The organism is Rhizobium sp. RCC_161_2 (assembly GCF_041355235.1).
GTDB lineage: Bacteria > Pseudomonadota > Alphaproteobacteria > Rhizobiales > Rhizobiaceae > Rhizobium.
Genome location: NZ_JBFUPL010000002.1, coordinates 700,774 through 716,856, shown reverse-complemented (window position 1 = coordinate 716,856; position 16,083 = coordinate 700,774). Strand labels below are relative to the sequence as shown.

The window sequence follows — 16,083 nt, the reverse complement described above, 5'->3', positions numbered from 1 at the left end:
CTTTTGTCAGATCATCCTGACGCCTACCTGAAAAACGCAGACGGAGATCGTGGATTCGAGATGGAAGGGTGCAGTCAGCATCCGGTGGCGCTATTCACAAGGAAAACGTCAAATAAAATAAAATGATATGAGTATTTTCTTGTGCTGAGACGAGCGATTTAGAACAATCGCAGCGTCTGAGGCTGATGTGGCGGTTCTTGCCGATGATAATATGATCGTGAACGGCAATACCCAAGGGGCGGGTGGTGCCTGCGGACTGTTGTCACCAGTAGGCGGCATGGTGGCGAACTTTCTGAATCGAAGTTGAAATTCGTAAGTTCCAATCTTGTCAGCAGCCAATTCCGAGATAGAGCAATCAATATCCAATCCGTGCGTCGGCGACAGTGCGATGCAGCGCAATCCGCGCGGCTAGGCCACGTTATTGTGGGTGGTTTGGCTTGGCGCGCGTGCCGATAAGCCGGGTGTGAAGAGATTAAGAAAATTACATCCGACGATAGAATATGATTATTGACATTCATGTCTGTATCTAATATTAGTAATATTATATATTAAATTGAATGAAGCACGCGCTTTGGGGGGATGAGATGCTCAAATCCGCAATCAAAAGCGATTCGCATATTGGCCTAAAACTCCCCCTTCGAAAGAGAAATTCATATCGTATATATCTGATCCGGCTAGTGATTTCGGGTCTAATGTCATTGACGTTCGGGCTCGCCAGCTATATGCCGGCTACGGCGCAATCCTCGGTACCTGGTACAATGAGGGAGAAGACGAACGTCGATCAGAATGGCGCCTTCAACTTTAGCGTTCCGATCGAACTGCCGCCTGGGATCAACGGATCACAGCCCAAAATTGCAATTACTTACAATAGCCAGCAGCAGAGTGGTATAGTCGGTGTTGGCTGGGCGCTCGCTGGATTGCCGACCATTGAACGCACCAAACGGATCGCTGCGATCGACGGGGTGAACGGTACGATAGCCTATAACAGCAATGACCGCTTTGCGCTTCAGGGACAGCGTCTCATTGTGACCAACGGGGATTATGGTGCGGTCGGCAGCGTCTACCGGACCGAACTCGAGAGCTGGCAGATCGCGACGGCGAGCGGCACCGCAGGAAGCGGGCCCCAGTCCTTTTCCGTGCAGGCCTCGGACGGCAGCGTGATGGAATTTGGCGACACCAGCGACAGTCGCATCCTTGCTCAAGACCGAGATGATGTGCGGTCCTGGGCCATCAACCGCAAGACCGATGCCAATGGCAACATCATCGATTTCAGTTACACGACCGATCCGCTTCAGAGCGGAAATTCCGACTATCGGGCTTATCCGCTGCAGATTGCCTATACGGCCAATGGATCGCATCAGGCCGATCGCTTCGTCCGGTTCACCTATGAGGCAAATCCGGAAGCGCAGCGCATATATATCGGCGGTTCGGTCGTGCTGATGAGCGCCCGCGTCAGTCATATACAGACCTTCGTGGGCGAGAGCCTCGTCAGCGACTATCGGTTGACCTATGACACCAGCGCAGCGACCAATCGCTCGCGGCTGATATCGGTTGCCCGCTACTCGTTGACTTCGGCCGTGCCGCTGTCGCCGACGACATTCACCTACAGCGATGGGGCACTTGCCTATACGGGCGGCAAGCAAGACTGGCTCGCCAATGCGTTCAGCAAGGCCCAGGGTTGGAATGGCACATCGGCGCCGTTCACGGTCGCTGACGCCAACGGCGACGGCTTTCTCGATATCGTCGGCTTCAGCTCTTCCAGTGGAGTGCAGGTCTCGCTGGGCAGCGCCTCGTCATTCAGCGCTCCGACACAATGGATAAACAATTTTTCGGCCAGTCAAGGCTGGTCGACCAGCCAGAGAATGGTCGCCGACATCAATGGCGACGGTCTTGCCGATATCGTCGCATTCTCGAGCACAGGCGTGGTTTCGGCCCTATCCGACGGGACGAGTTTCAACATGACTGGCTCCACGCTTCCCTATTTCAGCTCGTCCCAGGGGTGGACGGCAAATGATCCGGTGATGCTCGGTGACGTCAATGGTGATCACATCATGGATATCGTTGGCGTCAAGAATGGGACAGCCTGGGTGGCGCTGGGAGCGGGTGACGGGACATTTTCGGCCCAGCAACCATGGATCACCGGCTTCGGCGTATCCGGCGGCAATTCCAAGCTGACGGATATGAACGGCGATGGAAGTGCCGATCTGATCGTTATCGGCAACAATCAGGCTATTCAAGTGGCACTTTCAACGGGCTCGAGCTTTGACACGAGCGGCTGGGGAACTCAGAACTACGGCGCCCTATGCCAAAAGCAACCGGTCACCGCGACGACGCCGATCATGATCTCCGACGTCAACGGCGACGGCCTGTCCGACATCATCGCCTTTTGCGACAAGGTCTATGTGACCTTGTCGACGGGAGCCGGCTTCGACAACACCGAGGTCTGGAACACCACCTTCGCAGGAGGCAACTGGAGCGCTTCTAACCAACGCATGTTGGCCGATGTCAACGGTGATGGTCTGGCCGACCTTGTCGGGGTTACGGTAAACGGTGTCATCGCGTCGATTTCCAATGGCCACGGCTTCATCGACAACGTCTGGAACAACAACTCATTGCCCTGGCCAAATACCGGTGGCGGAGGGGCAACGACGACAACCCGCCTTATGGGTGACGCCAATGCCGATGGGCTGACGGATATGGTCGGAATTGGCGATACTAACGTTTATGTGGGTATTGCCGGTGGTCCGATGCCCGACATGATGACGGGTGCGCTGCGTTCCGCCGGTGGCAGCTACAATATCTCCTATGCGCCGCTGTCCGATGCGGCGGTCTACCAGGAGACGAAGCCGACTGCTCTTAGCCAATTCCAGAATTATCCTCCGATCCAGCAAGGTGGCAGCGTCTCGACATTCCGATCGGCGGCACAGCTTGGCGGCTTCTATCATGTCGTCAGTTCTATGGAGGTGAAGGATAATCCGGAGGTGCCGAGGGCCCTCGCATTCGACTACGTAAGCCAGTTTTCCTATCAGAATGGGCTTTTCGACACCAGCGGACGCGGCTGGATGGGATTTGCAAAAACCGTGGTCGATAATGGCTCAGGCGATCGACGTAAGGTTCATTCCTACCTTCAGGTCTTTCCCTTCACGGGTAAGAGTGCGGGTTCAACGGTTTACGATCGAAGCGGCACCACCTGTGGCACGGACGGAACGCCTTTCGCTGGCAGGGCAAGCAGCTATCAGAAGGTCCAGACAGCCACCAGCAGCTCGCAGCAGGCGACGCCGATTTGGTTGATCAACAAGAGCGAAAATCAGAAGATTGCCTATAATCAGTGCTCGATTGCGCATCAGATCGGCACGGCCTACAGCTATGACGACTATGGCAATGTCACAGTCAAGGCAGAGCAGAATCTGGTCGATGCCAGCAGCAATCCAGTCGACCCTTCGAAGGTCGTCTATACGCTTGGGGCCTATATCAACGATACCACCAAATGGCATTTGGGGGTTCCGACATATGTGAAAATCTCGTCGGGCAACGATCTAACCACGATCAGTCAATTCAAGAACGGAACAGATTTCTCTCTGTCGAGCACGACGTACGACGCGAACTACAATCCTCTTTCATCGGGAAGCTGGGACGATCAGAACAACATCTTTCTCACCAACAACTATACCTATGACGGTTTCGGAAACCAGCTGACTGCGACGACGCCCGCCGGCGCCGTGACGACAACCACCTATGATACCACTTACGAAACCTATCCTGTCATCAAGACGACCACGACGAGTTCGTCTCATTCGCTGACGTGGCAATACGGTTATGATCCTCGTTTCGGCAAGGTCTCGGTTTCCACCGATCCCAACAATGTCACCAGGGTCACCTGCTTCGACGACTTTGGACGGTTATCCGCAGAACAAGGGCCATATCCGGATAACCGGACGACCGGCAATTTCGATACGCCATGCGCCTCATCGTTTGTCGTGGGTCAAGCGCCTTCGAATAACGTGTTGACGCTGAGAGCTTATTCCCATGTCTGGTTCAAAGAGGTACTTCCCGTCGTGAACCTTAGCCAGCTCACTGACTGGCCGACGGGCTCCGAACGCAACACTGTGTCGGGCGGCTGGTCATTTGATGGGTTGGGACGCAGAAGTGTCGGTGTCATGGCCAATCCGGGCGAGACCCAGACAATCATAGGTGCGTTCGCCTATGCCGAGCGCAACAAGATAAAAATGGCCGCGGTTCCCTATTTCAAGGGAGATACGGCGCAGTTTGTCGCCAATGAATATGATGTCCTGGGACGGCCGCTGCAAACGACGCAGCCATTCGGTGCAAACGGTACCGACCAGGTCGCAACGACAAAGGGCTATACCGCGACCACCACCGGCTCGCAGGTCGTGACCACCTCGGCGGCGGGGACGCCATATGCTAACGCCGTGACGGTCGACTATGCCTATGCCAAGAACAGGTCGCTTCCGGTAGCCACCGCCTTCCAGGGGATCGCTAGCCAGGCGACGTTCCAATATAATCTGATCGGGCAGCAGACCGGCCTTACATCTCCGGTCACGCAGAATGGCACGACGCTGAATTACAACATGGGCTATGATTCGCTTGGCCGCGTGATCACGCAAACGGATCCCACAAGCGGAACCACGACAAGCTCCTATCTGACATCCGGATTTCTCGGAAGCCAGACGCAGCCGAACGGAAGCTTCACCTATTCCTACGACCGGATCGGCCGTCCCCTGACGACAATCGATTCCGACGGCCACCAACGGTCCTATACTTATGATGATCCAACGGTCGCCTTTGGCCAGAACCATCTGACCAGTGCTTCGCTTCAGGACAGTGCCAAAACAGTTCAGAGCCAATACGGCTATTCCTACACGGCCTACGGCAAGCTGGCCCAGACGAAGCTGCAGGTCGCAGGCGTTGCGAGCGCTTATAATACTGAGCAAGTCTACGATCCGCTGGGGCGACTTACCCAGGTTACCAATCCCGATAGCAGCGTGATCACCAATACCTTTTCGGGGTCGCGGCTTTCAACAGTCAGCCTCGCAAACGGGGCCTCGGCGACTTTCTCGAACTATTCGGCGACGGGAGCGGCCAACACCGTGGCATATGGCAACGGCGTCACGACAAACTATACCCGCAGCATCGATCAAACGATCCTTGCTTTGACCGTCACCGATGCGAGCAAGTCCGTTTTGCTCGGGCGCGGCTTCGGATGGAACAAGCTGGGCCAGTTGCTGGCGGTCGATGATACGACCAACGGCCAACCGAAATCCCTTTTTTCCTATGAATATTCCGGGTTGCGCCTGGCAGGCGTCACCGATGCCACGACGGGCAACACGACTGATTTTTCATATGACGATGCCGGCAACATGACCGGCTATCAGGGAAGCTCCTATACCTATTCAGGGAGCAAGGCTCTTTCCGCTGTCGGCACGAACGGCTTTACCGCAGCCTACGACACGATGGGAAATATGACCACGCTTGCGCCTTCCGGGCAGTCTGCTATGACCATGGCGTTCGATATACGCGGCCAAATGACCAATGCTCTGAAGACCGGAGATCAGGTAGGCGCCGGTTACAGCTATGATTATGCCGGGCGGCATATCGCATCGATCATGCCTGACGGGTCGCGTAAGATTTACGTATCGCCCTGGTATATGGATGTCATCGCCAACGGGACATCATCCCCGATCAAGACACTTTCCGCCCGGCAAATGGCTTTCGCACAATGGGGAAGCAGCGCCAGTCAAGGTGGCCAAGTCTATCTCCACACAGACGATCAGTTCAGTACGCTTCTGACATCGGATGCGTCGGGCACGCCGGTATCAAGCTTCGCCTACTCGCCGTTGGGAGAGGTTACTGCCACCGGCGGAGTGAATTCGCCCTATTATCTCTATACTGGCAAGGAGCTGGATAGCTATACGGGCCTCTACTGGATGGGAAGCCGCAGCTTCCATCCGATCTACGGGCGCTTCAATCGCGCTGACGACAGATTGGCTGGGTCGCCCTTGCGGCAGGACGCGTTGAACGACAATGCATATGTCTTCAATAGTCCCGCAAGCTATATCGATCCCAGCGGACATGTCCCGATCGGTGTGGCCGGAGGGGTGTGCTGGATGGCGGCGGGGGGTACTGCTATCGCAGCTGGGGTATCAACCGCGTACAAGCATAACACATTGGCTGTCTCGCTTGGAATTGGCGGAGGTGTTGTCGGGACCATCTGTGGCGCCATCAACATCGGAGAAGCTTATGCGAATGCGAGAAGCGCCGCGAACGTGTCGGAGCCGGAGGCAATAGTTGAACGCCCGTCACCGCTGCGGCCCAACCTTAACGGCGATCAAAATGATAACGCTTCGTCCCGAGTTGAAAACAATCAGCGCGCCGAACAAAATGGTGACCAGAATAACGACAATGTCGAAAATCGGGAGAATGTTGAAAATCGGAATTCTCGTTCAGCCGACGACCTCGAGAATTCCAGTAATCGTGCTAGCGACCCTGAAGGCCTCATTGATCCGAAGCCACCCGCTCCCGGTACCTCGAATTCCAGTGTTGTTGGTCCGGTAAACTCGGTCCAGTCCCAGGCGCGGCAAACAGAAAATCTTGTAGCAGAAAACGGCCTCCCGGTCCCCGCCGACGGCGCGACGCCAACTGTGCCGCCGACTGTGGTGGCACCCACAGGAGCCAAGTCCGTGACCACCAATACGGTGGTAACCACCACGACGACGGCGGGAGGGGATGAGGATGCTGAGGCTGATGCGTTGCTATTGGCGTCGACATTCTTGGTCGAGCCTTAGAGGATGCCGTCATGCCAAAGATCGCCATTATCGCCATGGACGGACGCTTTCCTGGCGAGGCTGGTGACTTGGAAGCGCTTTGGACGGCCCTTGTGCAGGGGCGCGATCTGATACAACCGGTCCCTGCCAGTCGCTGGCGAGCCGAACGTTATCATCACGCCGGCGCAGCACGGGGGGTGACGCATATATCCTCATGGGGAGGCTTCCTGGATCAGATCGATCTGTTCGATCCAGTCGCATTCGGAATATCTCCCCGCGAAGCCCAGACTATGGACCCCTCTCAGCGGCTGTTGCTAGAGGCGGCGCAGCGCTGTTGGGAAGGCGCAGGGTTTCGGCCTTCCCATTGGGCTGGACGTCCTGTCGGCGTTTTTGTCGGCGCCTTTACGCAGGACTATTTGTTGCTGCAGTTGGGCGACCGCGAAAACACGGTTTCGACGGTTCACAGTGCGACGGGGGTAACCCAGACGCTTCTATCCAATCGGTTGTCCTATTGCTGGCGGCTCACAGGCCCAAGCATGACGGTCGACACGGCGTGTTCGTCGTCGCTGGTCGCGCTCCACCTGGCGGTCAACAGCCTAGCCGCCGGCGAGAGCGAGCTGGCCTTTGCTGGCGGGGTGCAGCTGCAGCTTTCGCCCTACTACACAGCGTTGGAAAGCCGAGGCGGTTTCCTCTCGCCGGACGGTCGTTGCCGGGCTTTCGATCATCGGGCCAACGGCTACGTTCGTTCCGAAGCGGTTGGTCTGACGCTGCTAGCACCCCTTGAGCGAGCTCTTGCGGAGGGATGGCCGGTGCTCGCCGTCATCGAGGCAACCGCGGTCAACCAGAATGGCGGATCGGTTGGTGTCACATTCCCCAGTGCCGATGCGCAGACGGCCCTGATTGCCGGCAACCTGGATCGATCGGGTCTTTCCCCGGATGCCATTGGTTTTGCCGAAGCCCACGGGACGGGAACCAAAGCGGGAGATCGGGCCGAGCTTCTTGCCCTCAGCAAGACCTTGGGGCGTCAGCGTCGCAAGGGGCCGCTATTGGTCGGCTCGGTCAAAACCAACATGGGTCATGCCGAGGCGGCCGCAGGGATCTCCGGACTGATAAAATCGGTCCTGAGTATGCGGCGGCGCATGATTCCGCGTCATTTGCACTGGGAGCGCAGCCCGGAGGATCTGTCCTTGGACGATCTGGGTCTGCGACTGCCGCTGGAGACGACCGAGTGGCCGAATGATCAGCCCTATGCAAGCGTCAGTGCTTTCGGTTTCGGCGGTACGAATGCCCATGTCATTCTTGGTCCGGCGCCAGCGCGGCGTGCTCCTTCGCCATACCGACCCTCGCGCTTACAGCCTGCCCCACGGGGGAAATTGCCGCTTGTTGCACTTCTGTCCGGGCCGACAAAAGAGCATCTTCCGCTGCAGGCCAGTGCCTTTGCCGATTTTCTCGAGGCACAATCCGAACAGTTCGATGCCGCGGCGGCATGCTCGGCTATGGTCTACCAGCGTGATTGGAGCGGTTACGGCCTCGCCATTGCTGCTGAAACCCGTGACGAGCTGATCGCACGGCTACGGGACTATTGCCATCGTCCCGAGGCCCGGGCCTGGATCCAGGGCGCGCGGGACGTCGCGGCGAGCGGGACCGCTTGGGTCTTTTCCGGCATGGGGCCGCAATGGCGTGGGATGGGAACCGCACTTGCGGCAGCCTTTCCCGTGTTCGCTGAGGTTATTGAAGAATGCGACAGTCTCTATCGGCGGGTGGCAGGACAGTCGCTTCTTGCCGAAGTCGCTGCCTATCCGGGGGACGCAGATGGGTTGCCGGCCCGCCTGGCGCAGCCTATCAATCTGTTCTTTCAGATCGCTCTTGCCCGCTTGCTGATGTCCTTTGGGCTGCATCCCGACGGGGGAGTTTGTGGGCACAGCGTCGGCGAAATCGCCGCTTTTCACATAGCCGGAGCGATCGATCTGGAGACGGCCATCACGCTGATCTTCCATCGGGCCCGTTTGCTTGGAAAACTCTCCGGCCGCGGCGGCATGGCGGCTGTCAGCGCTGGCGAGGAGGTGGTTGCTCCACTCGCACAGGCTCGGGGCGTGTGCCTCGCAGCAATCAACAGCCCCTCCGCGGTTACGGTATCGGGCGATAATCTGGAGATTGCCGCGCTGCTGGAGGACCTCCGACGGGAAGGCATCCATGCGCGGATGCTCGATGTCGATGTGCCTTATCACAGCGCTTTGACGGAGCAACTGGAGGCGGAGTTTCGCGCTGCCATCAAAGATCTTCGCTTCAGCTCCATGCGCCTGCCTCTCTATTCCACCGTAACCGGGGGATTGCTCGAAACAGTGGAGGCGCTTGAGTTCGGCGAATACTGGTGGCGTAACCTGCGCGAAAAAGTGGCCTTTCTTCCGGCCTTCCGCCAGTTGGTGTCGGAGGATACATGTGCCGTGCTGGAAATCAGCGCCCATCCGGTTCTCTCCGCCTATATGCAGGAAACGTTGGGATCTTCAAAAATCAGCCTGATCCGCACGCTGCGCCGTCACTATTCCGAGACATTGGCATTCGCGGAATGCCTGGGCCGGGTTCAGGTCAGTGGCGCTGCGCAGCCGGACTGGTCGGCGTTGCTCGGCAGTCCTGCAGAGCCGGGATCCATGCCGGCACCTCTTCCGGGATTCCAATGGCGCAAAGCCCGCTATTGGGCGGAAAGCAGCGAAAAACAGCATCTGCGACTTGCAGTGCCAGCTTCTGCTTTCCTTGGATATGCGCGGTCGGAAACTCCTGATGTCTGGGATGTCGATGAGGCCGATCTGATTTCCTTTGCGCTTACGGATCATGTTGTTCTGGGGCAGCCACGAATGCCGATGGCTGCTTTTATCGAGATGATGCATGCGGCGCTGCGGCAATCCATGCCGGACGGAACGGTTGGCCTGTCGCGTCTGCGCCTGCATCGTGGCGTCATCCTCTCAGGTGAGGCCGATGCCCGGCTGACGACTCGGCTCGATAAAAAGAGCGGGATGGTAAGCATCTGGAGTGGGCAGGGCGCTCTGGTGGCCGAAGCGCACTGCGTTGCGCTGCGTCCACGCATCCTCAACAGTGATCCAGGTGAAGAACGGTCGTCTCAACTCGACGGGAGCCCGGACGAGGTGAGACAGGACGCAAACGAATTTTACAAGAATCTGGCCGCTCTCGGATTTGACTATGGTCCGGCCTTTCGACGTTTGCGCTGGGTCAGGATCGGACCTGCCGGCGCTGTCGGATTGATTGATGGGATGGCGGTCGAGGGGTGTTTTATTCCGCCTGCGGTTCTGGATGCCGGATTGCAGGTCATGCTGGCCCTGGAGCTTGCCTCTCGGCACAAGGAGGGGTTGGAGGAAAGGCGCGAGCGCCTTCCGGTTTCGATCGCCGACGTAACCCTTGATCGTGCCGTTAGTGACGCCGATTTTCCCCTTACGGCTAGAGCCGTCCTTGTCAGGCGCGATGCCTGTGAATCTGTTGCCGACCTCGAGATTCGCGCCGCTGGTGGTGCGCTCATTGTTCGGCTCAGTGCCGTTACCGCTCAAACAGTGCCTGTACCGTCTGCTCTTCGTGGCGGACAACAACCAAGGGATCTCGTCGTCTCTCTTGAATGGAAGCCGGTGGACGACCGTGCTTTCCCTTTGCTTGCCGTCAAGCCAAGACGGTGGCTGATCTGGAGAGATCGCGGCGGTGTGGCCGCGGCGTTCGGCGCGTATTTGGCCGGGCGTGGGGAGAATGTCCTTCTGGCGGATGCCGCCGTGTCCGTTGTCGATGCCTATCGGCGGCTCCAGACGTCCGACGCGGCCGAACCCCTGGCGGTGGTGGATTTCCAGGCTCTCGACTGGCGGACCCTCGGGCCGATCGAACAACTCCAGGCCTTGGCACTTTTCGGACGGCATTGCGCCGAGCAGGCGGAGAGGGCTGCAGGCGGATCCGAGTTTTGGCTGATCACGCGCGGCGCCCATGGACCGGCGGCTGCCGATCCGGTCCAGGCCGCATTGTGGGGGCTTGGTCGAACCCTGATCGATGCCGAAGGCGATGGTATGTGGCGGGGACTGGTCGATCTTGAAGACACGGACATTGGCAGTTGGTCGCAAGCGCTTCTCAATCTTGTGAACACGCGGCCGGCACAGACCCAGTTCCTGCGTCGTGAAGGCCTTTGGTGGACGCCCGATCTCGTTCGAGCACCGGCAACGGAAGGCGGAGGTCCGGTTTGGCTGCGGCGCGATGCGAGTTATCTCGTAACGGGCGCCTTCGGCGCGCTCGGCTGGTCGAGCGCGGAGTATCTGGTCGATCGCGGTGCTCGGTTCCTGGTGCTGTTCGGGCAGACGCCATTGCCACCGCGCTCCACCTGGAAGCAGGAGACCGATCCAGTGTTGCGTGAACGGATCGATTGGCTGGATGAGCTTGAGGCCCGAGGCGTCAGGGTGTTGCCGTTGGGGTTCGACCTTGCGGACGCTGAGGCCTGCAGGATCGCTTTGGCCAGCTTATCGGAGGCAGGATTTCCCGCCATTCGGGGCATCGTTCACGCCGCCGGTGCGATTTCCGACCGTCCGCTTCGAGAAACGCGTCAGCGCGATTTCGACCATGTTTTCGGCGCGAAGGTTCTGGGCCTGTTGAACGTGATCGACGCCCTTGATGCCGTCTATTCCGACGATGCCAAACTCGATCTATGTCTGGTGCATTCCTCGGTTTCCGGTCTGTTTCCGGCCTATGGTCAATCGGCTTATGCGGCTGCGAACTGCTATCTGGACGCATTTGTCCGGCAACTTGAGATGCGGGGCATTCCGGCTCTCAGTATCGGTTGGGGGCCATGGTCCGTCGGCATGGCGGCAAGCGATCGTCTCGCGCAGTTTTTCGCTCTTCATGGGTTGTTGCCCATCACACCGGAGGAGGGGAGGCTTCTTCTGGCGGATCTCGTCAGCCGCCCGCAAAGCATGCTGTATTGCGCCGGCATCGACTGGGCCAAGTTTGCGCAGAGCCACCGGCGGCAAGTCTGGATGTTTCAGTCCCTGCTTCCGGATGATCGCCGGTTGAAGCAGGCAGCTGTCATCTCCCCAAAAGAACGGGCCACTCTCAGTGTGGCGGAACGCTATCGGCTGGCATTTAAGGATCTTGCTGATTGCGCCGCGCAGATTTCCGGCCTGCCTGTCTCTACGTTTACCGAGCAAGACGTGTTGGCGCGTAAGGGCATCGATTCACTCATGGCTGTTGAACTGCAGCTTCTCCTGGCGGAGCGCTGGGGACGAGAGTTTCCCTTAAGTGACATTCTCGGGCGCTCCAGTCTGGGCAGGCTCGCAGACCAGATGGCAGCCAATACAACCTGATCATTTCCGGCATGGCGCATGAAAAAACGTTTCCGCATACCGACGGAAGAGCGCCGCTCCGATCGGAGAAACCGGGTTCAGTCCTGAGGCGATTGATTCACACACGAGGAGGCAATCATGTCTGAGAATATGCAATGCCACATGAATGTGAAAAACACGACCAGTGGTATACTGACCTTGAATTCTAACAATCTTTCCTGGGGAAAGTGGGGCAACAATCCTCCCACTCAGATTGCCAGTGGTCAGACCGCCACCTTCTATGCCGAAGGGGCCAAAGGCTCGGCCACGGGAACCCAGGGCTCGGTCGTCTATTACTTCAGCGATAATCAGACATATCTGACGATCAACTTCGATATTCCCTACACCGGCGCAAATTCCGGTGGGCTTAATATGTCCGGCCCCGGGATGAGCAATTATAGTGCTCAGGAAACGGACGACGGTTATGTGAATGTCGTTTCCTTTCCTAGTTCCGGCAGTTCCGTCACGGCTTATTTCGCAATCGGGCTGGCTACAAGTAATGCAGCGGTGGTTGAGGTTGACTTCTCAGCCTCCATCGAGCGGCGACTTAACGCGAAAAAAGCCGTCGAACTACCGTGGATTGATATCGTCACCGCAGCACGGAGTATCTCTTGTGGCGCCATCCCGGGGCCTGAGTTGGTCAAGATCTTCAATGGAAAGACCAAGGCAACTGCTCTCGATGTCCTCACTGCGGCTCCCGCGAATGTCAACAAGGCAGATGTCGTCCGTTTCGTGGGCCTTGCCAATATCGTACCCAGTCAGACCGCGTTTCTCGTCGCGGTTGATTTTGCCAATGATGTTGTCGATGTGCTGAAGCCCAATGCTGAGGCCTATGGCGTTGCTGTTGAGACCATTGAAGAATTGAAGAAGTATCCCGGCGGCAGCTCAAAAATCTTGACAAGACTCGTCGATGAGCTCGAACGATTCAAGGTGTTGATGCTGAACGGCCGAGCCTCATCTGTTGATGGAACGAAAGTCGCGGCGATCGAGGCAATTCTTGCCTGCGTCTACATGAACACCGGTGCCGCACTGGTTCAAGCGGCCTCCTGCGGACAGTTGGCTGTCGCCGGGACCGCCAGGGAAAAGACGATCGTGAAGTGGCAGTTCGATTATCTTCTGAAGGCCCTGAAGACCTGAGCCTTCCAGGATTGCCGGGAGTTTGGATATGGTCAGCCGTCAGGCGTCAAGCTGTGGCGGCTGATCCGGTTTGAAAACCTGTCGAAGGGCGGGACGAGGACATCCTGGTCTCCCAGGTGGTTGGACCTCATCCTCGGCAGCATTGGAAATCCGCTGCGGAGACACTGGTCTCGGGGAGTGGCTGCTTGCTTCTCCCCTATCTCTTGATAGACTTGAATTAAAGACATGACTCATAAAGTCATGCGATCGGGGCGTGAACAAGCAATTGGGGTTGGGATGGCGATTGTAACGCTGGATCATTTCGCCCGCTCTGTCGGGGAGGGGTTCGAGATCGATATGGGGACAGGGTCCCTTGTTCTGACGCTGACCGAGGCGCGGCCCTTGCCCGAACAGGGTTTCACGGGAATGATGAGAGCGCCATTTTCATTGCTGTTCCGCAGTGGCTCAAAAGTTCTGTTGCCACAACAGATTTACAGGCTGAACAACGCCACACTTGGAATTCTCGACATCTTCCTGGTGCCGGTCGCCAGAGACAAGGACGGGATCATCTATCAGGCAGTCTTCAATTGACGCCTGACGATTCACTCCTCAGTTCCGACAGGAGCTGGTGCGAGAGCCATTCCATGCGTATGTGGGTATCAGTGGATTCAATGTCATTGAATCCCAAGGCCCGATAAAGGTCATATGCGCGTCTGTTGTTTCGATCGACATGCAGGACGATCCCCCGGTTATTCCCGGCGGTTGCCGCATCTTGAATGGCTTTCAGTGTCGCGGAGCCCAGGCCCAGACGGCGCCATTCGGGTAGAAAGCCGATATCGATAATATGCCAGATATCCGCGCCGATATCGATGTAAAGGCGGCCGATCTGGATGCCGTCCTTCTCGATGATCAGGAAGTCCGTTTGCGGGAAGGCGGCAATGTAATAGCGATGCTGGAGATTAAATTGCTGGTCCAGAAATGCCTGTTTTTCGTCTTGCGACCACGGTATCTGAGCCAGTTCATCCTTCCGGAACGAATGGTAAAGCCGGCGTAGAAATGGAAGATCGTCCAGCGTTGCGGGACGCAGGATGCATGCAGGAACGCAGACCTGATCGTGACCTGCTCGAGCAGGAAAATCCGGTAGCTGGCCTGTCACTGCGCCGGTCATCAGCCGAAGGATGGATATACGCCGTTCAGCGCGATGCTGAAGTTGACCGCGAGATAGGGCTGACGGTTTTCATGCGGCTGGCTCCCACCTCCAACGCCGATAACGTTTTGTGCAAACTGCGTGTTTGGTTGGGCATTGGGGAGAAACGGACTGCTCGAATTCGGCACGCTCAGCGCGTCGCCGGCACTGGGCGAGGCAGCGCGCTTGGAGGAGTCGCCCTGATTATAGATGGTCAAGGAATGCATATGTGCCGGCATCTCCGCCTGCGTCAGCGTTATGGCGTTGCTGCCAAAGGTTTCGCCGATAGATCGTCGTGTCAGACCCGCGCCTTGACCTTGGTTGCAACCAGCACGGTTGGCAAAGTTGGGCAACTGGAATGTTGTAGTGCCATTGCCGCCATACTGGGTGCCGAGCAGAGAAAACAGCGCGCTGTTCTGCTGGATCGGGAGCGTCGTACCGCTACATGACGCCCAACCCTGGGGAGGGAAGTTGAAACCGAACAGTTGGATCTCGCCAAGAAAAGGTTGTGTCATAGCAATGTCCTTGATGGATGAGGCGCGGTTCAGCTCTGCGTGGGAAAGATACCGGCATATGCGATGCAATACTGCACCGTCAGCGTCGGCATCGTATTGTCATGCATGATCGTCGACCCGGCTGTCTGTGTTGCAGCCTGCGATGTTCTGATCGGGGTGGCGCCGCTAATGTCCGTGGCGTACATCGTATCCCCGGTAATTGCAGCGAGCTCGACGGACAAGCTTACGGCTGTAGCGTTCGCGGGGCCTGTGGTGGCAAGATACGGATGTGTGTGTGCCGGCATTTGTGTGGGCAGAAGCGTGATGTTTTCGCTACCGGCGGATTGACCGATCACATAGGTCGACAAGCCTGGCCCGGTGCCCTGATGCATCGGTACGCGTCCACTAAGATTGGGGGTCGCAAACGTGGTTTGTCCATCGCCGCCATACGTCGTCCCGATCAGCATGAACAGTACTTCATATTCGGAAATCGGTTGTAAAGAATTGTTGCAGGGCAGCCACCCGGTGGGCACCCGGGAAAAGCCGAACAACCGGATTTCTCCGACATAGGGAGTACTCATCGTTGATCCTCCGAACAATAGGTTGATAAGAGATGATCAGCCGCGGGACGGATAAATTCCGGACAGCGCAATGCAATAATTTATCACGTCGTAAGGCTGCATATTGTCATGAGGCTGGCCGTTGCCGGCTGGTGTTACGGTCTGGCTCGACAGCACAACCTGGGCGCCACCGGACGCACCGTAGATATTGGCGCTGTTGGTCCCATAGAGCGCATTGCCCGGATTGCGGATAGTGCCGTTGCTGGTCGTTCCGGTCGCCAGATGAATGTGCTGGGGCAATTGCTGCGTGAGCAGCGTCACGGTTTCGACGCCGCCGGTTTCACCCATCAGGTAAGGCGTAGGCTGCCACGCGGAATCGGAAGACGCCCCAAATCCGACTGGCGTGCGGCTCTGCATATTGGGCAAGGCAAAAGTCGTCTGTCCATTTCCGCCGTAAATGGTGCCCAACAATGAGAACAAGGCCTGGTTCTGGCTAATGGGAAGAATCTGGCCGTTGCACTGGGCAAAGCCCTTGGGCGCAAACGAAAATCCTGCAAGCATAATCTGGCCGAGAAAGACTTCTGACAT

8 protein-coding genes are annotated in these 16,083 nt (G+C 57.5%); 4 read left to right on the top strand and 4 right to left on the bottom strand.

The window, feature by feature from the left end; translation table 11 throughout:
* Nucleotides 1-758 precede the first annotated feature (758 nt).
* The 4 genes from AB6803_RS07560 (at nucleotide 759) to AB6803_RS07545 (ending at nucleotide 13,846) form a co-directional block, all read left to right on the top strand.
* Complete coding sequence (locus AB6803_RS07560; protein ID WP_371108278.1) at nucleotides 759-6,803, top strand: FG-GAP-like repeat-containing protein; 6,045 nt, start codon at nucleotides 759-761, stop codon at nucleotides 6,801-6,803.
* 11 nt (nucleotides 6,804-6,814) lie between these two features.
* On the top strand, nucleotides 6,815-12,121 hold the full coding sequence (locus AB6803_RS07555; RefSeq protein WP_371108277.1) for an SDR family NAD(P)-dependent oxidoreductase: 5,307 nt from the start codon (nucleotides 6,815-6,817) through the stop codon (nucleotides 12,119-12,121).
* A gap of 117 nt (nucleotides 12,122-12,238) precedes the next feature.
* Nucleotides 12,239-13,276, top strand: a complete 1,038-nt coding sequence (locus tag AB6803_RS07550) for a hypothetical protein (protein ID WP_371108276.1) — start codon at nucleotides 12,239-12,241, stop codon at nucleotides 13,274-13,276.
* 225 nt (nucleotides 13,277-13,501) lie between these two features.
* A complete protein-coding gene (locus AB6803_RS07545; protein ID WP_371108275.1) occupies nucleotides 13,502-13,846 on the top strand; it encodes a hypothetical protein in 345 nt (114 codons plus the stop codon).
* Here the strand turns inward: AB6803_RS07545 and AB6803_RS07540 are convergent.
* The 4 genes from AB6803_RS07540 to AB6803_RS07525 are packed head-to-tail and all read right to left on the bottom strand — an operon-like array spanning nucleotide 13,839 to nucleotide 16,083.
* Nucleotides 13,839-14,423 carry an N-acetyltransferase family protein gene (locus tag AB6803_RS07540; RefSeq protein ID WP_371108274.1) on the bottom strand — a complete coding sequence of 195 codons (585 nt, stop codon included), beginning with the start codon at nucleotides 14,421-14,423 and terminating at the stop codon, nucleotides 13,839-13,841. The two genes, AB6803_RS07545 and AB6803_RS07540, sit on opposite strands and share 8 nt — an antisense overlap.
* Nucleotides 14,423-14,956: a phage tail protein gene (locus AB6803_RS07535; protein ID WP_371108273.1), complete on the bottom strand. Its 534-nt coding sequence runs from the start codon at nucleotides 14,954-14,956 to the stop codon at nucleotides 14,423-14,425. Before AB6803_RS07535 ends, AB6803_RS07540 begins: the two co-directional genes overlap by 1 nt.
* Before the next feature lie 29 nt (nucleotides 14,957-14,985).
* Nucleotides 14,986-15,516 (bottom strand): phage tail protein, encoded by a 531-nt coding sequence (locus AB6803_RS07530; RefSeq protein ID WP_371108272.1) that lies wholly within the window; start codon nucleotides 15,514-15,516, stop codon nucleotides 14,986-14,988.
* 36 nt (nucleotides 15,517-15,552) lie between these two features.
* Nucleotides 15,553-16,083, bottom strand: coding sequence for a phage tail protein (locus tag AB6803_RS07525; RefSeq protein WP_371108271.1), 531 nt, complete (start codon nucleotides 16,081-16,083; stop codon nucleotides 15,553-15,555).

Excerpts from the sequence above, each read along its gene's own strand:
- AB6803_RS07530 (WP_371108272.1), bottom strand. The coding sequence starts at position 15,516 with ATGAGTACTCCCTATGTCGGAGAAATCCGGTTGTTCGGCTTTTCCCGG.
- AB6803_RS07555 (WP_371108277.1), top strand. The coding sequence starts at position 6,815 with ATGCCAAAGATCGCCATTATCGCCATGGACGGACGCTTTCCTGGCGAG.
- AB6803_RS07560 (WP_371108278.1), top strand. The coding sequence starts at position 759 with ATGAGGGAGAAGACGAACGTCGATCAGAATGGCGCCTTCAACTTTAGC.
- AB6803_RS07545 (WP_371108275.1), top strand. The coding sequence starts at position 13,502 with ATGACTCATAAAGTCATGCGATCGGGGCGTGAACAAGCAATTGGGGTT.
- AB6803_RS07535 (WP_371108273.1), bottom strand. The coding sequence starts at position 14,956 with ATGACACAACCTTTTCTTGGCGAGATCCAACTGTTCGGTTTCAACTTC.
- AB6803_RS07540 (WP_371108274.1), bottom strand. The coding sequence starts at position 14,423 with ATGACCGGCGCAGTGACAGGCCAGCTACCGGATTTTCCTGCTCGAGCA.
- AB6803_RS07525 (WP_371108271.1), bottom strand. The coding sequence starts at position 16,083 with ATGTCAGAAGTCTTTCTCGGCCAGATTATGCTTGCAGGATTTTCGTTT.
- AB6803_RS07550 (WP_371108276.1), top strand. The coding sequence starts at position 12,239 with ATGTCTGAGAATATGCAATGCCACATGAATGTGAAAAACACGACCAGT.